Origin of the sequence: Xanthomonas sp. XNM01 (assembly GCF_014851915.1) — a bacterium.
In the GTDB taxonomy this organism is placed as follows: Bacteria; Pseudomonadota; Gammaproteobacteria; order Xanthomonadales; family Xanthomonadaceae; genus Pseudoxanthomonas.
In genome coordinates, this window is the sequence record NZ_JACVAP010000002.1 from 167,353 (window position 1) to 185,506 (window position 18,154).

Here is an 18,154-nt window from a genome sequence, read left to right on the forward strand (position 1 = left end):
CGCAAGCACCGATGAGCATGATTCCGACCCAAGCCCTGAACCTGGTGCCGATGGTGGTCGAGCAGACCAGCCGCGGCGAGCGCGCCTACGACATCTATTCGCGCCTGCTCAAGGAGCGGGTGATCTTCCTCGTCGGCCCGGTCGAAGACCACGTGGCCAACGTGATCATCGCGCAGATGCTGTTCCTCGAGGCCGAGAACCCCGAGAAGGACATCAGCCTGTACATCAACTCGCCCGGTGGCCTGGTCACCGCGGGCATGGCGATCTACGACACCATGCAGTACATCAAGCCGGACGTGAGCACGATCTGCGTCGGCCAGGCGGCCTCGATGGGCGCGGTGCTGCTGTCGGCAGGTGCGGCCGGCAAGCGTTACGCGCTGCCGAACTCGCGGGTGATGATCCACCAGCCGCTGGGCGGCTTCCAGGGCCAGGCCACCGACATCGACATCCACGCGCGCGAGATCCTCAGCATGCGCGCGCGCCTGAACGAGATCCTCGCCCACCACACCGGCCAGAGCATCGAGACCATCGCCCGCGACACCGAGCGCGACAACTTCAAGAGCGCCGCCGAGGCCCAGGCCTACGGTCTGGTCGACCAGGTGCTGGAGCGTCGTCCTGACGAGACCATCCAGGCCGGCTGACATCGCGGCATCCATCTTGCGGACGAGCTGCCGGATGGCGCCCCGTCACGCTGCAAAAGGCAGGCCCGGCGCGCCTCTGGCGTGGTTCCGGCCCTGTGCTATTCTCGAACCGAAGTCCCGTCAGCGCGGGCAGCACCACTGGACAAGCGAAGCATGAGCGAAGACCGCCAGGGCCGTTCCGGCGACAGCACCAAGATCCTTTACTGCTCTTTCTGCGGGAAGAGCCAGCACGAGGTGCGCAAGCTGATCGCCGGCCCGAGCGTGTTCATCTGCGATGAATGCGTCGAACTGTGCAACGACATCATCCGCGAGGAACTCGAGGAGAAGGCGCAGTCGGCGCGTAGCTCGCTGCCCAAGCCGCGCGAGATCCTCGAGGTCCTCGACCAGTACGTGATCGGTCAGCAGCGGGCGAAGAAGACGCTCGCCGTGGCCGTGTACAACCATTACAAGCGGATCGAGAGCCGGCAGCGCAACGAGGACGTCGAGCTGTCGAAGTCCAACATCCTGCTGGTCGGCCCGACCGGCTCGGGCAAGACGCTGCTGGCCGAGACGCTGGCGCGCCTGCTCAACGTGCCGTTCACGATCGCCGATGCGACCACGCTGACCGAAGCCGGCTACGTCGGCGAGGACGTGGAGAACATCATCCAGAAGCTGCTGCAGAAGTGCGACTACGACGTCGACAAGGCGCAGCAGGGCATCGTCTACATCGACGAGATCGACAAGATCTCACGCAAGAGCGAGAACCCGTCGATCACTCGCGACGTGTCCGGCGAAGGCGTGCAGCAGGCGTTGCTGAAGCTGATCGAGGGCACCGTCGCCAGCGTGCCGCCGCAGGGCGGGCGCAAGCATCCGCAGCAGGAGTTCCTGCAGGTCGACACCAAGAACATCCTGTTCATCGTCGGTGGCGCGTTTGCCGGTCTGGACAAGGTGATCCAGCAGCGCAGCACCGAGGCGGGCGGCATCGGTTTCGGCGCCAAGGTCAAGAGCACCGAGCGCAAGGCCGACACCGGCAAGCTGCTGGCCGAGGTCGAGCCGGAAGACCTGATCAAGTTCGGCCTGATCCCCGAGTTCGTTGGCCGCCTGCCGGTGGTCGCGACCCTGGAGGAGCTGGATGAGCCGGCGCTGATCAAGATCCTGACCGAACCGAAGAACGCCATCACCAAGCAGTTCAAGAAGCTGTTCGAGATGGAGAACGTCGAGCTGGAGTTCCGTCCGGACGCCCTGTCCGCGATCGCGAAGAAGGCGCTCAAGCGCAAGACCGGCGCGCGTGGCCTGCGCACCATCGTCGAGTCGGTGCTGCTCGATACGATGTACGACCTGCCGTCGGCCGAGAACGTCAGCAAGGTCGTGGTCGACGAGTCGGTGATCGAGCACAAGACCGAGCCGTACCTGATCTACCAGACCCCGGCCGCGGCACCGCCGAAGGCCGCCTCTGGCGACTGATCGGGGCGGGCCGTACGCGGCCGACAACCGGGATCGACCTGCCGGGTCCGCGCGCTGCGCGGGCCCGGTCTCGTTTCCGGGGTTTGCTGCAAGTCGTTGAAAAGATTCGATTCATGCCGCGCTGCTTGCAAGCGTTCGTGGCTGCCCCCATAACGGGGCGAGGACGGTCCGACCGTCATCCACGCTTCCGGAGTTCCCATGTCCCGATCCCGTTCCGACGCCCTCGAACTGCCCGTCCTGCCGCTGCGGGATGTGGTGGTGTTTCCGCATATGGTGATCCCGCTGTTCGTCGGCCGGGACAAGTCGATGCGGGCGCTCGAGCAGGCGATGGAGGCCGACAAGCAGATTCTGCTGGTCGCCCAGAAATCCGCCGAGACCGACGATCCGGAGGCTGGCGACCTGTACACGGTCGGCACGCTGGCCACGGTGCTGCAGCTGCTCAAGCTGCCGGACGGCACGATCAAGGTGCTGGTGGAAGGCACGGCGCGCGTGGCGGTCAGCCGGATCGTCGAGCAGGACGGCGCGCTGCACGGCCGCGGCGAGCTGATCGAGCGCGGCACCGAGCGCGAAGAGCGCGAGGTCGAGGCCATCGCGCGGACGCTGATGAGTCTGTTCGAGCAGTACGTCAAGACCAACCGCAAGCTGCCGCCGGAACTGCTGCAGACCCTGGCCGGCATCGACGAGGCCGGTCGCCTGGCCGATACCGTGTCGGCCCATGTCGGCGTGCGCCTGTCGGACAAGCAGCGGCTGCTGGAAAGCGCCGATGTGGGCGAGCGGCTGGAGCTGCTGGTCGGCCTGGTCGAGGGTGAGATCGACGTGCAGCAGATGGAGAAGCGCATCCGCGGCCGGGTCAAGTCGCAGATGGAGAAGAGCCAGCGCGAGTACTACCTCAACGAACAGATGAAGGCCATCCAGAAGGAACTGGGTGACCTGGACGATGCACCGGGCGAGCTGGAGGAACTGGCGCGCAAGGTCGCCGAGGCCGGCATGCCCAAGCCGGTCGAGGCCAAGGCGCGCAACGAGCTGAACAAGCTCAAGCAGATGTCGCCGATGTCGGCCGAGGCCGCGGTGGTGCGCAACTACCTGGACTGGCTGCTCGGCGTGCCGTGGAAGAAGCGCACCAAGGTGCGCAGGGACCTGAAGGTCGCCCAGGACACGCTGGACGCCGACCATTACGGTCTGGAGAAGGTCAAGGAACGCATCCTCGAATACCTTGCGGTGCAGTCGCGGGTGAAGCAGATGAAGGGCCCGATCCTGTGCCTGGTCGGTCCGCCTGGCGTGGGCAAGACCTCGCTCGGCCAGTCGATCGCCAAGGCCACCAACCGCAAGTTCGTGCGCATGGCGCTGGGTGGCGTGCGCGACGAGGCGGAGATCCGTGGCCATCGCCGCACTTACGTCGGCTCGATGCCGGGCCGGATCGTGCAGAACCTCAACAAGGTCGGCAGCCGCAACGCGCTGTTCGTGCTGGACGAGATCGACAAGATGTCGATGGACTTCCGTGGGGATCCGTCCTCGGCGCTGCTGGAAGTGCTCGATCCCGAGCAGAACCACACCTTCAACGACCATTACCTGGAAGTCGACCTCGACCTGTCCGAGGTGATGTTCATCGCCACCTCGAACTCGCTGAACATCCCGGGCCCGCTGCTGGACCGCATGGAGGTGATCCGCATCCCGGGCTACACCGAGGACGAGAAGCTCAACATCGCGCTGCGCTATCTGGTACCCAAGCAGCTGAAGGCAAATGGCCTGAAGCCGGAGGAACTGTCGATCGCCGAAAGCGCGGTCCGCGACGTCGTGCGTTACTACACGCGCGAGTCCGGCGTGCGCAACCTCGAGCGCGAGATCGCCAAGATCTGCCGCAAGGTGGTCAAGGAGATCGCGCTGGCTGGCCCGCAGCCGGCGAAGAAGGCGCCGGCGAAGAAGGGCTCGCGCAAGCAGGCCGCGCTGGTCCAGGTCGAGTCGAGGAACCTGGACAGGTACCTGGGCGTGCGCCGTTTCGACTACGGCCGCGCCGAGGAGCAGAACGAGATCGGTCTGGTCACCGGCCTGGCCTGGACCGAGGTTGGCGGCGACCTGCTGCAGATCGAGGCCACGCTGGTGCCGGGCAAGGGGCAGCTGATCCTGACTGGCCAGCTCGGTGACGTGATGAAGGAGTCGGCGTCGGCCGCGCTGTCGGTCGTGCGCGCGCGTACCGAGCGGCTGGGAATCGAGATCGATTTCCTGCAGAAGCAGGACGTGCATCTGCATGTGCCGGATGGGGCGACGCCGAAGGATGGCCCCAGTGCCGGCATCGCGATGGTGACCACGCTGGTGTCGACGCTGACCAAGGTTCCAGTGCGCGCCGACATCGCGATGACCGGCGAGATCACCCTGCGTGGCAAGGTCACCGCCATTGGTGGATTGAAGGAGAAGCTGCTCGCGGCACTGCGCGGCGGCATCCGCACCGTGGTGATCCCCGAGGAGAACCGCAAGGATCTGGCCGACATTCCGGCCAACGTCACCGACAATCTCGAGATCGTGCCGGTGCGCTGGATCGACGAGGTGCTGGACCTGGCGCTGGAGCGGCCGCTGGGGCCGAAGGCCGAGGCCAAGCCTTCGAAGGTGCGCACGCGTGCGGTCAAGGGCACGGGCAAGCGAGTGCGCAACGGTGATGAGCGGACCGGGATCAAGCACTGACCTGGGCCGTTCCATGAATGCGTGTCAAGCCTGAAAACCCGCGCCGTTATTGGGTTTTCGGCTTGCGACTCCACACCGCGCCCTGTATAACGGGCGCACCCGCGGCGGCATTTGAAGAGAGCGTACGTCGCGGCACAGGACCATCGGGGGCGCACGCCTGAAGCGGCCCCGTCCAATCACTCGCGGCAGATGCCGCCAAGGGAGTTCCAGAATGAACAAAACCGACCTGATCGATCACATCGCCAGCGACGCCGAGCTGACCAAGGCCGAAGCCGCCCGCGCCGCAGACGCGTTCATCGCTGCCGTGACCAAGGCGCTGAAGAAGGGCGACACCGTCACCCTCGTCGGCTTCGGCACCTTCCAGGCGCGCAAGCGCGCTGCGCGTACCGGCCGCAACCCGAAGACCGGCGAGACGATTACGATCAACGCTTCGGTCAATCCAACCTTCAAGGCTGGCAAGGCGCTGAAGGATGCAGTAAACTAATCGACTCGCTGCCACCCGATGGCAGGAGGCGCAAAGCGCCGGGTGCTTAGCTCAGCGGTAGAGCGTCTCCCTTACAAGGAGAGGGTCGGGGGTTCGATCCCCTCAGCACCCACCATCATCGGGAAGCGGATCGAAAGTGAAAAAAATTGTTGGATGGGGCTAGCGCAAAGCTAAAAAACATCCTACAATGATCGTCTCAGCAGCGGAGTGGTAGTTCAGTCGGTTAGAATGCTGGCCTGTCACGCCGGAGGTCGCGGGTTCGAGTCCCGTCCACTCCGCCATCTGATCCAAAACCCCCGAGAAATCGGGGGTTTCTTTTTGCGTGCGACAAAGCTGGTTGGGACGACTGGCCGCCGCCGGCCGTGGCGGGCGCCGCTGCGTGCGACGGGGTAGACTACGCGGCTAATCCCAAGAGCCTGGCAACGATGCTGCAGAAACTCCGCGACCGGACTTCCGGATGGGTCGCCACGGTCATCATCGGACTGTTGATGATTCCGTTCCTTTTCGTCGTCGACCAGAGTTATCTCGGCGGTGTCGGCGCGAACAACGTCGCCCAGGTGAAGGCACCGCCGACCTGGTGGCAGGGCGCACCGAAGTGGTGGCCGGTCTCCATGCTCTGGCAGCACCATGAAGTCAGCGCCGAGGAATTCCGCACGCGTTTCGAGCAGGAGCGGATGCAGCAGCGCGAGCAGCAGGGCGACGCCTTCGATCCGCGCCAGTTCGAGACCACCGAGAACAAGCTGCGCGTGCTCGACCAGCTGATCGACGAGAAAGTGATTCTGCTGGCCGCCGATCGCGCCGGCGTCACCGTCGGCGACATCGCGGTCCGCGATTACATCGCCGCGATCCCGGCCTTCCAGGTGGACGGCAAGTTCGATGCGAGCCGTTACCAGCTGGCGCTCAGCTCGCAGATGCCGCCGCGCTCGCCCAAGCAGTTCGAGCAGGATGTGCGCGATGCGCTGAAGCAGTCGCTGGTTCCGATGGGCATCGCCGGTTCGGCATTCGTCACCGATGCCGAGTTCGAGCGCCTGCTGCGTCTCTCAGGCGAAACCCGCGACGTCGAGATCGCCGTGCTGCAGCCGCAGGCCGAGGACACCGCGGAGGTGGACGAGGCGCAGGTCAAGGCGTGGTACGACGCGCATCCTGCCGATTTCCGCAAGCCCGAAGCGGTCAGCATCGAGTATGTCGAGGTCAATGCCAGCACGCTGCCGGTGCCGGCAGCGGCCGACGAGGCCACGCTGCGCAAGCGCTACGAGGAAGAGAAGGCGCGCTTCGTCGATCCGGAGCAGCGTCTGGCGTCGCACATCCTGGTGCGCGTGGACAGTGGAGCTGATGCCGCGGCCCAGAAGGCGGCGGAGGAGAAGGCTGCCGCGCTGGCCGAGCAGGCGCGTGCGCCCGGCGCCGATTTCGCGGCGCTGGCCAAGGCCAATTCGGAAGATCCGGGTTCGCGCGACACTGGCGGCGACCTTGGCTGGGTCGAGCCGGGCGTGATGGTGGCGCCGTTCGAGCAGGCGCTGTTCGCGATGCAGCAGGGCGAGGTGCGCGGCCCGGTCAAAACCGACTTCGGCTATCACGTGCTGCAGCTGCGCGAGATCAAGACCGGTGCCCAGGTGCCTTTCGAGCAGGCCCACGACGAACTGGCGCGTGAGCAGGCGCAGGCTGATCGCGAGCGTGCCTACAGCGAGCTCAGTGGCCGTCTGACCGACCTCATCTACCAGAATCCGTCGGCACTCGAGGCCGCCGCGGAGCAGACCGGCCTGCAGGTGCAGCGCATCGGGCCGTTCACCCGCGACGACACGGTCGGCATCGCCGCCAATCCGGCGGTCAAGCGCGCCGCGTTCTCCGAGGCGCTGGTCGAGGATGGCACGGCCAGCGATCCGATCGAGCTGGGGCCGAATCACACCGTGATCATCCGCGTCACCGAGCACACGCCGGAGGCAGCGAGGCCGCTGGCCGAGGTACGTGACCAGGTCGTCGCTGCCGTGCGTGCCGACCGTCAGGCCAAGGCGGCCGCGGCGGCAGCCGATGCGCTGCTGGAGCGCGTGCGTGGCGGTGAAGCGCTGGCTGCGGTGGCCGAGAGCGCGCAGGCCGATCTGGTGCCGCTGCCGGGTCTGCCGCGTGGTGCGCCGACCCCGTCGCCCGAGGCCAACCGCACGATCTTCTCGGTGCCTGCGCCTGCAGAGGGCAAGACCTCGCCCGGTCGCTTCGAGCTGCCCGGTGGGCGCTATGCCCTGTTCGCCGTCACCGCGGTCCACCCGGGCAAGCCGGAGGACATGCCGGAAGAGCAGCGCACCATGCTGCGCAGCCAGTTCGCGCAGGTCGATGGTGCGGCAGCGGCGGAGAGCTATGTGCGCGAGGCGCGCAAGCGGTTCAGCGTGGTGATCCAGGAAAGCCAGCTCTAACCGGCCACATCGCAGCTGTTCCAGAACGAAGGCGCGGGCGACCCCCGCGCCTTCGTCGTGTCGGGTTACCGCTCATGCAGGGAGCAGCGGGATGCACTGAGCTCATCGGCGTGCGCATGGATGACTGCTTGTGTCCAGGCACGAAGACGTCGGCAGGCAAGCGCGTTCGCGGATTGAGTCGTTGGCAGACTCCGTGGCCGCCGACGGTGCTCGACCGACATGGATCGGCCGGCGCGGTGACCCCGCCGCTTTCGACGCCTAGTCGGACTGAGGCCAGCCGGCGAACGATGGTGCACGCGCGCAGGTCGCCTCGCAGCTTCGCTGCGCGGCCCCCTCTGATCAATCGAGCTGGAGCACCGTGCCGGGGCGCAGCACACTCTTGGCGCCAAGCCCGTTGCGTTCGAGCAGGCGGGTGGCGCTCAGGCCATAACGGCGGGCGATGGCCCAGGCCGAATCGCCGCGGCGGACGGTGTGCGTGCGGCCTGGGGCGACTGCAGGATCGTCATCCGGCGTGGTGCTTTGCCCATTGCCGGCGACGATGCTGGTGCCGGACGGATCCAGTGCTGTGGGCGGGGCGAGCGCCAGCGGCGGCTTCCCGCCCGGCCAGTGGTTGGCCAATGCGGGATTGAGCCGTCGCAGCAGGCCGGCATCGACGCCGTTCGCGCTGGCCCAGTGCTCGAGCGAGCGGGCGCCTTCGAGCGGCTGTGCGTGCAGGTTCGGCACAGGACGATCGAGCGCCGCGCGCCATGTCTCGCGTTCGCCGGCGTCCTCCAGCAGGCAGGCGAGGGCATGCAGCTTTTCGACGTAGGCGTAGGTGGTGGCTGACAGGCCGGGAACCGAGCGCGGAGTGGTATCGGCCGCGTCGTCTCCGTTGCGGCGCAGCGCCTGCCGGATCCGGTACTCGCCCGCGTTGTAGGCCATGGCCGCCAGGCGCCAGTTACCGGAAAACGTGTCGTTGAGCGTTTCCAGGTAGCGCACGGCGGCGCGCGTCGATTCCGCCGGCGACAGGCGCCCGTCGTAGGACTTGCCCACCGCGATGCCGTGATGCCGGGCCGTGGGCGCGACGAACTGCCACATGCCGGCGGGGCCGCTGCTCGAGCGCGCCGCCGGCGCATATCCGCTTTCGATGAAGGGAATCAGGGCGAACTCGGTCGGCAGCTGCGCCTCGCGCAGCATGTCCACCACATGCCCGAACAGCGGCAGCGCATCGCTGTCGGCGTTCGCCAGGCGCGCCGGTGCGTGGGCGAAATGCCGCAGCCAGCGTGGATCGGCGTTGCCGCACTCCGGCTCGGCCAAGCCGTCGCGGAAATCGGTATAGATCTGCAGGCCGTTGCGGGTGGCCGATGGCTGCGCCGGTTCCGGACTGGCTGGTGCCGGCACCGGCGTGGCGTGATCCGGCGGCGAGGCCTGCAGCGGAGGGCGCGTATCCACCGACGCCTGTCGTGGTGGCGATGCCGGCGCCTGGGAGCGGGGCTCCATGCCGGTACAGGCCGAGAGCGCAACCGTGAGTGCGGCAACCAGGGTTGCCTGCAGGGCCTGCGGGTGTCGGATCATGCGGTGAATCCATCCTTCCAGGCACGCAGCGCGGCGAAGGTGCCGACATCGTCCAGCGGACCCGCGGCATCGTTCCGTGCCGCCACCGCATCGCGGACAGCGGGGACATGGCAGCGCAGAAACGGATTGCAGGCGCGTTCGTCGGCCAGCCGGGCCGGCAGGGTCGGATGAGCGGCCCGGCGCTGGGCGATGGCGTCGGCATGGCGGCGGTGCAGTGCGTCGTTGCCGGGCTCGACCGCCAGTGCGAAGGCGGCATTGGCCAGGGTGTACTCGTGCCCGCAGCAGACCAGCGTGTCGTCATCGAGCGCGGCCAGCCGTCGCAGCGATGCGTGCATCTGTTCCGGCGTGCCCTCGAACATGCGGCCGCAGCCCAGGCTGAACAGCGCATCGCCACAGAACAGGTGGCCGGCCACCAGGTAGGCCACGTGGCTGCGGGTATGCCCGGGCACGCCGATCACGTTGGCCGGCTGGCGCAGCAGCTCCAGCACGTCGCCGTCGCGCACGCGGTGGCAGTCCAGCGTGATCCGCGGATCATCCGGCGCGTGCACCACCAGCGACGGGTAGTGCTGCTGCAGCGTGGCGACGCCGCCGCAATGATCCGGATGGTGATGGGTCAGCAGGACGACATCGGGCGCGCTGCCGTGGGCATCGAAATGCGCGATCACGGGGGCGGCCTCGCCGGGGTCGACCACCAGCGCGCCGGCAGTGTCCTCCAGCACCCAGATGTAGTTGTCCTCGAGTGCGGGCAGGGCGCTGAGTCGCATAGAATCGGGACCATGCCTGCCGCCACGACCAGCCGTCAACCCGGCGCACCGTCATGGTTCAGCAGCGCGGAGGCCCGGCGGCTGCTGTCGCTGGAGCGCCGCTGGCTGCTTCAGCGCCTGTCTTCGCTGCCGCTCGCGCCCTGCCTGTGGGTCGAGCCGACCGACGCCATGGAAGCCTTGCCCTCGCCTTTGCGGGGGCTGCTGCTGTACCGTGCCGGCCCCGGATACGCCGGCAGCGTGCGCTGTGGACTGCCCTTGCCGCTGGCGAGCGGCTGTCTCGGCGCGATCGTGCTGCAGCACGTCGCCCGACCGGAGCTGCTGGACGAGGCCGCCCGGCTGCTGGCCGATAGTGGCAGGCTGTGGATCTGTGGCCTGACGCCGTGGAGCCCCTATCGATGGCGCTGGCACGGCGACGCGCGTGCGGATGGCAGCCCCGGTGGCTGGCGACGCCGGTTGCAGGCCGCAGGGTTGCAGCCGGGCACGGCTCACTACCTCGGGCCGCGCTGGCGTGACCGCCCCGGCGCCGGGGACGCGGCATCGGGCGTGTCCGGGGTGCTGCGTGCCAGCTATGTGATCGAAGCCGAGAAGCGCGCCGCGCTCCCGGTCGCGCCGGTGCCATTGCGCTGGCAGGGCAGTGCCGCCCGCGCGCGTTGACGTACAACCAGGAAGACGATGAAAGCGATTGAGATCCATACCGACGGTGCCTGCAGCGGCAATCCCGGGCCTGGCGGCTGGGGCGCGCTGCTGCGCTACAACGGCCACGAGCGCGAACTGTCCGGTGGCGAGATGGACACCACCAACAACCGCATGGAGCTGATGGCGGCGATCATGGCGCTGGAAGTGCTGAAGGAGCCCTGCCAGATCGTGCTGCACACCGACTCGCAGTACGTGCGCCAGGGCATCACCGAATGGATGCCCGGCTGGATCCGCCGCAACTGGAAGAACAGCGCCGGCGACCCGGTCAAGAACCGCGACCTGTGGGAGCGCCTGCAGCAGGCCACCCAGCGGCACCGGATCGACTGGCGCTGGGTGAAGGGGCACAACGGCGACCCGGACAACGAGCGCGTGGATGCGCTGGCGCGTCTGGCGTGCCAGCAGGTGCGCGCCGGCGGCAAGGTAAACTGACGCCCATGCGCCAGATCATTCTCGATACCGAAACCACCGGCCTGGAATGGAAGAAGGGCAACCGCGTGGTCGAGATCGGCTGCGTCGAACTGCTCGAACGCCGGCCCAGCGGCAACAACTTCCACCAGTACCTCAAGCCGGACTGCGAGTTCGAGGCCGGCGCGCAGGAAGTGACCGGCTTGACCCTGGAGTTCCTCGCCGACAAGCCGACCTTCGCCGAGGTGTCGGCGCGGTTCCTGGAGTACATCGACGGCGCCGAGCTGATCATCCACAACGCCGCGTTCGACCTTGGCTTCCTCGACAACGAGCTGTCGCTGCTCGGTGCCGGGCATGGCCGCATCGTCGACCGGTGCACCGTGATCGACACCCTGGCGATGGCGCGCGAGCGCTACCCGGGGCAGCGCAACTCGCTGGATGCGCTGTGCAAGCGGCTGGGCGTGGACAACTCGCATCGCAGCCTGCACGGCGCGCTGCTCGATGCGCAGATCCTGGCCGATGTGTACATCGCGCTGACCTCGGGCCAGGAGGAGATCGGCTTCGCCGAGCCGCAGACCGCGTCGGCGGCGGCCGGGCCGGTGGTCAGTTTCGAGCCGGTGCTGGGCGAGCGGCCGCGCGTGGTGGCGTCGCCCGAAGAGCACGCCGCGCATGCGCAGCGGCTGGCCAGGCTGCGCAAGAAGGCGGGGCGGGCGCTCTGGGATGCGCTGGAGCCGGTCGAGGAACTGGCCGACGCCTGAGCGCGCGGGCGCGGCGTTGCCGCGCGCGGCGCCTCACTGGCAGCGGACGAGGATCGCGGTGACGTTATCCGAGCCGCCGCCATCCAGCGCCGCGGCGATCAGCGTATCCACGCACTCCTGCGCGCTGCAGTCCTGGTACTCCAGCGTGCGCCCGATGGCGTCGTCGCCGACCTCCTCGGTCAGGCCGTCGCTGCACAGCAGCAGCTGCATGCCCGGCCGCAGTTCGCCGGCCATCACCGACACGTTGAGATGGGCCGGATCGGTCACGCCCAGCGCCTGGGTGACCACGTTGCGGTGCGGATGCGAGCGGGCCTGTTCGGCGGTGAGCGCGCCCTGGGCGATCAGATCCTGCACATAGCTGTGGTCCTGGCTCAGCTGGGCGAGGGTGCCCTCCTGCCACAGGTAGGCGCGGCTGTCGCCGACCCAGGCCACCTCGAAGCGCTGCCCATGGATGCGCGCGGCCACCACGGTGGTGCCCATCGGCAGGGTGTCGTTGCGGCGGCGCGAGGCGCGGATGATCTCCTCGTCGGCCACCCGGATCGCCTGGACCAGCGGAGTGCCGGCGCGGACCTCGCGGACGATGGTCTCGCGCGCCAGGGCGCTGGCCACCTCGCCGCAGGCGTGCCCGCCCATGCCATCGGCCACCAGCCACAGGCCGAGCTCGCTGTCACCGTAATAGGTGTCCTCGTTGAGCTCGCGGCGCAGCCCTACATGGGTCAGGTGTCCGAATTCGATCATGGCGTCCGCAGCGGCTTCGCTGTCAGTCAGGATAAACGCAATCGTCGTGGCCGGGCGGCCACGGCCGGGGTGATGCCGGGGCCGGGCGGTGCTCGGTTCATGCCGCGCCTGGCAGGCGGACAAAACAAAAGACGGGTCCGTTTCCGGACCCGTCTCGGGTGTTCTGGCGGGAAGGGTGGGATTCGAACCCACGGTACCGGAGACCGGTACACCGGATTTCGAATCCGGCGCATTCGACCACTCTGCCACCTTCCCGCAAACCCCGCGGCAGTGGTCCGCTGCGGGCCGCCCATCATACGGGAAGCCGGGGGCGGCGCACAACTGTCCGCGCGCTGGGACGGTACATGCGCGCTGGCATAGACTTGCAGCCCCATTCCGCAACGGCCGACGCCCATGTCCGAAATCCAGGTTCCCGTGTCGTTCGGCGAGCTGCTGGACAAGATTTCGATCCTGCAGATCAAGTCCGAGCGCATGAGCGACGAGGCCAAGCTGGTCAACGTGCGCAGCGAGCTGTCGGCGTTGGAGACCACCTGGATGGCGCACCCGGCCGCGGTCGGCAACATCGTTCAGCTGCGCGCGCAGCTGCGCGAGGTCAACGAGCGGCTCTGGGACATCGAGGACGAGATCCGGGTCAAGGAGAAGGCGCAGGAGTTCGACGAGGACTTCGTGCGGCTGGCGCGCAGCGTGTACTTCGAGAACGACGAGCGCGCGCGGATCAAGAAGCAGATCAATCTCGCGCTGGGCTCGTCCTACGTCGAAGAGAAGTCCTACCAGGACTACCGCGGTGCGGCCGCGTCCTGAGCCGGTGCCTGCGTGGCGCGCTCGAACGCGCGCACCCTGATCAGGTGGCGCACCATGCGCAGCGCGTCGCTGTGCGGCAGGGCCACGCCGTAACCCTCGTGCAACTGCTCGACCTCGGCCGGACGGCCGCTGCCGAGCGCGCCGAGCTGGGCGATCAGCAGCGCCTGCTCCTGCAGATCGCCGGGCAGCGCTTCGGGCAACTGCAGTACGCGTTCGCCATGGCGCCGCATCGCTGACGCATCGCGGTGGGCCGCGGCGGCGTACAGCGCCAGCACCTCGCGCACCGGTGCCGGCTGCAGTTCCACATCGATCCATGCCGGATCGATCCACACGCCCTCGAGATCGGACGCCGGCAGGTGGCCGATCGTGGCCGCCGCCACGGCGGAGGCCGCAGCCAGCCAGGTCGCCGGATCGTCGACCGCGCCGGCGGAGGTGCCCAGCAGCGCCTGCAGTTGCGCGTCGGGCAGCGGCGCATCGCGTTCGCGGCGCGACAGTTCGCTGCGGTGGTGGCCCGCGCGCAGCGCGTCGGCCAGGCGCAGTGCGCGCGCGCGCATCAGGGTCAGGCCATGGCCCTGCATCGACGGAATCGCCGTGCTGGCCGGAGGTGGGCTGCGGCCTTCGAGGATGTCCAGCACCGGCAGGCCGTTGTCGGCCAGCCGCTGCAGGGTGTCCGCGCGGTCGCCGCGGAAGCGGGTCAACGGTGCGCGCAGGGCGACGCTGGGATGGAAGTCGGTATGCGGCTGCGCCTGCAGTGCCTGCACGTAGGTGGCCAGCAGTTCGCGGCCGCCGAGCCGGCGTAGTGCGAGTGCGGCGTCGCTGTCCAGGCCGGTGCGTGCGGTTTCCCGCGCCAGCGCCGGCGTGACCTGCAGGCGTGCGATGTCGGCGGCCGGGCAGATGCTGCGGCAGGCGACGACGACGAGGTCGTTGTCCTGGACCAGGTATAGCGCGGCATCCGGGAACTCGAGCAGCAGGCCGGCGGCGATCCGGGCCAGCAGCGCATCGTCGATCTCGTAGGTCTGCAGCCACTGCACCAGGATGCCGTCGTCGGCCAGATGGTCATGCAGGAAGCGGTAGAACTGCTGGGTGAACAGGCCGGCGACGCCGCTGACCCAGGGATTGGACGGCTCGGAGACGATCACGTCGTAGCGGCGCTGGCCACTGGCGAAGAAGCGGCGTGCGTCGTCGAAATGCACCTGCGAGCGCGGATCGTCGAGCGCGCGGCCGATCCTCGGCGCGAAGAAGCGCGCCGCCGCGTGCACGGCCGGTTCGATCTCCACCGTCTCCACCCGCTGCACGCGGTCGCTGCCGAGCAGGGTGTGGGTGGACAGGCCCAGGCCCCAGCCGATCACGCCGACCTGGGCCGGTTGCGGATGCAGGGCCAGCGGCAGCGCGCCGAGGCCGACCATCGTCAGTTCGTCGCCGCCCGGTGGCGCGTCCAGCCGCTCGGCCATCGCGCCATCGGACTTGCCGTTGGTCAGCAGCGAGCGGGTGCCGTGCGTGGGCGAGCGGACCACGCCGATGGTCGCGGTCTTGCCGTCGTGCAGGAACGGCACCTCCAGCGCCGGGTCGAGCGAGGCGAAGCCGGTGCGGAACGCGCCGGACAGCTGCGCCTGCGGATCGGTCCGGCCCCAGACCAGCACCACCGCAAGGCTGGCCGCCACGGTGGCGCCGAGCGCGGCGATGCGCCGCCCGTGCAGCTCGCCGCGTGCATGCACCAGCAACCAGAAGCCCAGTACGATGTCGCCGAGCGCGGCCAGGCCCAGGCCCAGACGCACGCCGAGCAACGGGATCAACAGGTGGGTCATCGCCAGCACGCCGACGATCGCGCCGACCGTGTTGGCCGCATACAGGCGGCCGATGCCGGACTCGCCCGCGCCGTTGCGCAGCAGGGCCAGAGTGAACAGCGGCAGTGTTGTGCCGGCGAAGAAAGCCGCCGGGAACATCACCAGCAGCGCGATCGCGGCGCTGCCCGACAGGTAGATCCGGTAGCCGCCATCGGTGCGCGCCAGCGACTGCACCAGCGCGGCGGTCCAGTCGAAGCTGTGCGCGAAGGCGACCAGCGACAGCAGTGCGGCGATGCCCATCGCGATCTGCGCATGCGCGGCGCTGCGCAGCGGATCGTCCAGACGCGCCGCGCGCGGGTGCACCCACACGCCACCGCAGGCCAGGCCGAGCAGGAACGCGGCCAGCATCAGTTCGAAGCTGTGCAGGGTGGTGCCGAGCGCCTGGTTCAGCAGCCGGATCCAGCCGATCTCGTAGACGAACGAGCAGGCGCCGGACAGCAGCGACACCCACAGCACGCTGCGCGCCAGGCGCGGCATCGGCCGACGGTCCGGCGTGGCCGGCGATGCGCTGATGACTTCAGCTGCCGGGCGAGGCGCGGCATCCGCGCGCTCGATCCGCCATGACAGTACCCAGCTCGCCGCGGCCACCAGCAGGTTGGCCACGCCGGCCACCGCCATCGCCCCGGGCATGCCGAGCCACGGCAGCAGCAGGAAGGTCGCGCCGAGCGCGCCGAGCGCGGCGCCCAGGCTGTTGGCGAAGTACAGGCCGCCGAGCACGCGCGCGTCCTGGTCCGGCGCCGCGCGCAGGTAGCCCGCGCTGAGCAGCGGGAAGGTCGCGCCGAGCAGGATGCATGGCGGCAGCAGCATCACGCTGGCCGAGATCCACGGATACAGCTGGCCGGCGATGCCGCTGCCCAGCCACGGCAGCACGACGCTGCTGGACAGCTCGCCGTAGCCGACGAACAGCGCATGGAAGCCCAGCCCGAGCACGCCGATCACCGCCTCGGCGATCGCGTAGGCGCGCAGCAGCCGCGTCCAGCGCCCGGTCCAGCGTGCGGCCAGCCAGGCGCCCAGCGCCATGCCGCCCATGAAGATCACCAGCACCAGGCTCTGCGCGTAGGCGGCATGGCCGATCACCAGGCCCAGGTAGTGCGACCACAGCGACTGGTAGACCAGGCCGGCGAAGCCGGACAGCACGAACAGGCCGAGCAGGATAGGGCCGAGCGGGAGTCGGGACGCCGGCGTCATGCGGCGGACGGCGCGGCGACGGGCACGTGCGCTGCGGTGGCGTTGAAGCGGCTGGGCGTCATGGCATTCCGATGGATCGACGGGCCGGACGTGGCGGGCAGCGTCGCTCAGGCGACGATGCGGACCTGCGGCCAGCGCGCAAGGTAACCTTTTTCGGCGATGCGCTGCCGGTAGGTCGCGACGCTGACGCGGCGTGGATTGCGCCGCACGACCATGCCGAACAGGTCGTCCAGCCCATGCGGTGCGATCACGCGCAGCGTGTCGTCATGCTGCAGCTGCAATGCCACGCAGGTGGCGTATTCGGGCCAGCAGGCCACCGCATCTGCGATCGAACGCAGCGGTTCCACCGGGTGCCCGAAGTGCGCCTCGAACCAAAGATGCACCGCGGCCTGGTTGGTCACCTCCCAGGGCGTTGCGGGGTCCAGCGCCTGCAGGCGCCGCACTGCCTCGGCATCGCGCTGCGGGGACAGGTCGCCGGCATCGAACCAGGCGACGTCGATATCGGACGCGGTGCGTGGCGTGGTGAGTCGATGCAGGTGGTCCCAGACCAGGTTGCGGACTGCACCGGCACCGATCACCGCCTCCGGCAGCCCGAGCGATCGCACCTGCCGCAGCCGCGCCATGAACGCGGCGTCGCCGCGGGCGATCTCAGCCAGCCGTGCGTGCGCGTCGCTGGACATGGCCGGCCGATACCGTGGTCATCGGGCGTGATCGCCGCGGTAACGCTCGAAGGCCGCGACCGCGTCGTCCACGGTGACCAGGTCCATCACCCCGTCGAACTCGATCTTGGTCCCCCATTTCAGCGCGTCGGCCGGCTTGTGCAGGTACCTGCGCGCGGCATCGTCGTAGCGGTCCACACAGTAGCGGCGGTCTGAGTACGGGCCGCTGCGGACCGGGTTGCTGGCCGCGTGCAGACCCAGCACCTTCGTGCCCATCGCGTTGGCGATGTGCATCGGTCCCGAATCGGGCGTGACCAGCAGGTCGGCGCGGGCCAGCAGGGCCGGCAGCTGCTTCAGCGTGTCCTTGCCGACCAGGTCCAGCACCGGTGCGCGCATCGCGGCGGTGATCGCGTCGGCGGTCTGCCGCTCCAGCTCGCTGCGGCCACCGCAGAGCACCACGCGCCAGCCCCGGGCGGCGGCGTGGTCGGCCAGGGCGGCGTAGCGGTCGGCATGCCAGTTGCGGAGCACATGGCTGGAGCAGGGCGAGATCATCAGCACCGGCGTGCCGTCATCGGGCCATTGCGCGGCCGCCCAGTGGAACGCGTCGGCCGGCACCGGCATGTCCCAGACCACCTCGTCCTGGCGCAGCCCGAGCGGCTCGCAGAAGCTGCCGATCGCGTCCAGCACGTGGATGCCGGGCCGGTCGGGGATGCGTTCGTTGATGAACAGCCCGTGCAGGTCCTTCGAGCGGCTGCGGTCGTAGCCGACCCGCCGCCGGGCCGGGATGAACGCCGACAGCAGGTTGGCGCGCGCGGCGACCTGCATCTGCAGCAGCGCGTCGAAGCGCCCGTGCGGGGCCAGCTCGCGGCGCAGGGCGCGCATGCCGGCCACGCCGGTGCGCTTGTCGTAGACGTGGAAGACCACGCCGTCCAGCCCGTCCAGCAGGCGGTGGCCGGCCTTGTCGATCACCCAGTGCAGCGGCGGCGCGTCCGGCCAGGCCCGCTGCAGGGTCCGGACCAGGGGCAGGACATGGGTGACATCGCCCAGGGCGGACAGGCGCAGGAGACAGAGTGAGGGATGCATCAGGCGGCTACTTGTTAG

Annotated in this window: 15 protein-coding genes and 3 tRNA genes; 11 read left to right on the forward strand and 7 right to left on the reverse strand. The window is 68.9% G+C overall.

What is annotated here, in order from left to right:
- The first annotated feature begins 11 nt into the window (after positions 1 to 11).
- The 7 genes from clpP (at position 12) to IB242_RS08345 (ending at position 7,646) form a co-directional block, all read left to right on the forward strand.
- Positions 12 to 641, forward strand: a complete 630-nt coding sequence (gene clpP / locus IB242_RS08315; protein ID WP_192278071.1) for an ATP-dependent Clp endopeptidase proteolytic subunit ClpP — start codon at positions 12 to 14, stop codon at positions 639 to 641.
- Between the two features lie 153 nt (positions 642 to 794).
- Positions 795 to 2,084, forward strand: coding sequence for an ATP-dependent Clp protease ATP-binding subunit ClpX (clpX, locus tag IB242_RS08320; RefSeq protein WP_192278073.1), 1,290 nt, complete (start codon positions 795 to 797; stop codon positions 2,082 to 2,084).
- 198 nt (positions 2,085 to 2,282) lie between these two features.
- Positions 2,283 to 4,760, forward strand: coding sequence for an endopeptidase La (gene lon, locus IB242_RS08325; protein WP_192278075.1), 2,478 nt, complete (start codon positions 2,283 to 2,285; stop codon positions 4,758 to 4,760).
- Positions 4,761 to 4,971: 211 nt separating this feature from the next.
- A complete protein-coding gene (locus IB242_RS08330; RefSeq protein WP_192278077.1) occupies positions 4,972 to 5,244 on the forward strand; it encodes an HU family DNA-binding protein in 273 nt (90 codons plus the stop codon).
- Positions 5,245 to 5,284: 40 nt separating this feature from the next.
- Positions 5,285 to 5,359: transfer RNA gene (locus IB242_RS08335), tRNA-Val, on the forward strand.
- A gap of 89 nt (positions 5,360 to 5,448) precedes the next feature.
- A tRNA-Asp gene (locus tag IB242_RS08340) sits at positions 5,449 to 5,525 on the forward strand.
- A 144-nt stretch (positions 5,526 to 5,669) separates the two neighbouring features.
- Positions 5,670 to 7,646, forward strand: a complete 1,977-nt coding sequence (locus tag IB242_RS08345; protein WP_192278079.1) for a peptidyl-prolyl cis-trans isomerase — start codon at positions 5,670 to 5,672, stop codon at positions 7,644 to 7,646.
- A gap of 339 nt (positions 7,647 to 7,985) precedes the next feature.
- On the opposite strand, the gene IB242_RS08350 is transcribed toward IB242_RS08345, so the two are convergent.
- The gene (locus IB242_RS08350; protein WP_343237109.1) at positions 7,986 to 9,077 is read right to left on the reverse strand and encodes a transglycosylase SLT domain-containing protein; all 1,092 of its coding nucleotides are present in this window, start codon (positions 9,075 to 9,077) and stop codon (positions 7,986 to 7,988) included.
- 119 nt (positions 9,078 to 9,196) lie between these two features.
- Complete coding sequence (gloB, locus tag IB242_RS08355; RefSeq protein ID WP_192278081.1) at positions 9,197 to 9,964, reverse strand: hydroxyacylglutathione hydrolase; 768 nt, start codon at positions 9,962 to 9,964, stop codon at positions 9,197 to 9,199.
- A gap of 12 nt (positions 9,965 to 9,976) precedes the next feature.
- On the opposite strand from gloB, the gene IB242_RS08360 reads away from it, so the two are divergent.
- Genes IB242_RS08360 through dnaQ form a run of 3 tightly spaced genes read left to right on the forward strand, consistent with a single transcriptional unit; the run spans position 9,977 to position 11,823 of the window.
- Entirely contained in the window at positions 9,977 to 10,618 is a 642-nt protein-coding gene (locus IB242_RS08360) for a hypothetical protein (RefSeq protein ID WP_192278083.1), read from the forward strand.
- An 18-nt stretch (positions 10,619 to 10,636) separates the two neighbouring features.
- Positions 10,637 to 11,089 carry a ribonuclease HI gene (gene rnhA / locus IB242_RS08365; protein WP_192278085.1) on the forward strand — a complete coding sequence of 151 codons (453 nt, stop codon included), beginning with the start codon at positions 10,637 to 10,639 and terminating at the stop codon, positions 11,087 to 11,089.
- A 5-nt stretch (positions 11,090 to 11,094) separates the two neighbouring features.
- Complete coding sequence (gene dnaQ, locus IB242_RS08370; RefSeq protein ID WP_192278087.1) at positions 11,095 to 11,823, forward strand: DNA polymerase III subunit epsilon; 729 nt, start codon at positions 11,095 to 11,097, stop codon at positions 11,821 to 11,823.
- 33 nt (positions 11,824 to 11,856) lie between these two features.
- Here the strand turns inward: dnaQ and IB242_RS08375 are convergent, their stop codons facing one another.
- Together IB242_RS08375 and IB242_RS08380 are read right to left on the reverse strand one after the other, a co-directional pair.
- On the reverse strand, positions 11,857 to 12,561 hold the full coding sequence (locus IB242_RS08375) for a protein phosphatase 2C domain-containing protein (protein WP_192278089.1): 705 nt from the start codon (positions 12,559 to 12,561) through the stop codon (positions 11,857 to 11,859).
- A 164-nt stretch (positions 12,562 to 12,725) separates the two neighbouring features.
- A tRNA-Ser gene (locus tag IB242_RS08380) sits at positions 12,726 to 12,816 on the reverse strand.
- Positions 12,817 to 12,954: 138 nt separating this feature from the next.
- Between IB242_RS08380 and IB242_RS08385 the strand changes: the two genes are divergently transcribed.
- Positions 12,955 to 13,362 (forward strand): DUF6165 family protein, encoded by a 408-nt coding sequence (locus tag IB242_RS08385; RefSeq protein WP_192278091.1) that lies wholly within the window; start codon positions 12,955 to 12,957, stop codon positions 13,360 to 13,362.
- Here the strand turns inward: IB242_RS08385 and IB242_RS08390 are convergent.
- The 3 genes from IB242_RS08390 to IB242_RS08400 all read right to left on the reverse strand — a co-directional run bounded on the left by IB242_RS08390 (position 13,338) and on the right by IB242_RS08400 (position 18,136).
- The gene (locus tag IB242_RS08390; RefSeq protein ID WP_192278093.1) at positions 13,338 to 16,394 is read right to left on the reverse strand and encodes a fused MFS/spermidine synthase; all 3,057 of its coding nucleotides are present in this window, start codon (positions 16,392 to 16,394) and stop codon (positions 13,338 to 13,340) included. The two genes, IB242_RS08385 and IB242_RS08390, sit on opposite strands and share 25 nt — an antisense overlap.
- A gap of 107 nt (positions 16,395 to 16,501) precedes the next feature.
- Positions 16,502 to 17,074: a nucleotidyltransferase family protein gene (locus tag IB242_RS08395; protein WP_225540355.1), complete on the reverse strand. Its 573-nt coding sequence runs from the start codon at positions 17,072 to 17,074 to the stop codon at positions 16,502 to 16,504.
- Between the two features lie 18 nt (positions 17,075 to 17,092).
- Entirely contained in the window at positions 17,093 to 18,136 is a 1,044-nt protein-coding gene (locus tag IB242_RS08400) for a glycosyltransferase family 9 protein (protein WP_192278095.1), read from the reverse strand.
- Positions 18,137 to 18,154: the final 18 nt, after the last annotated feature.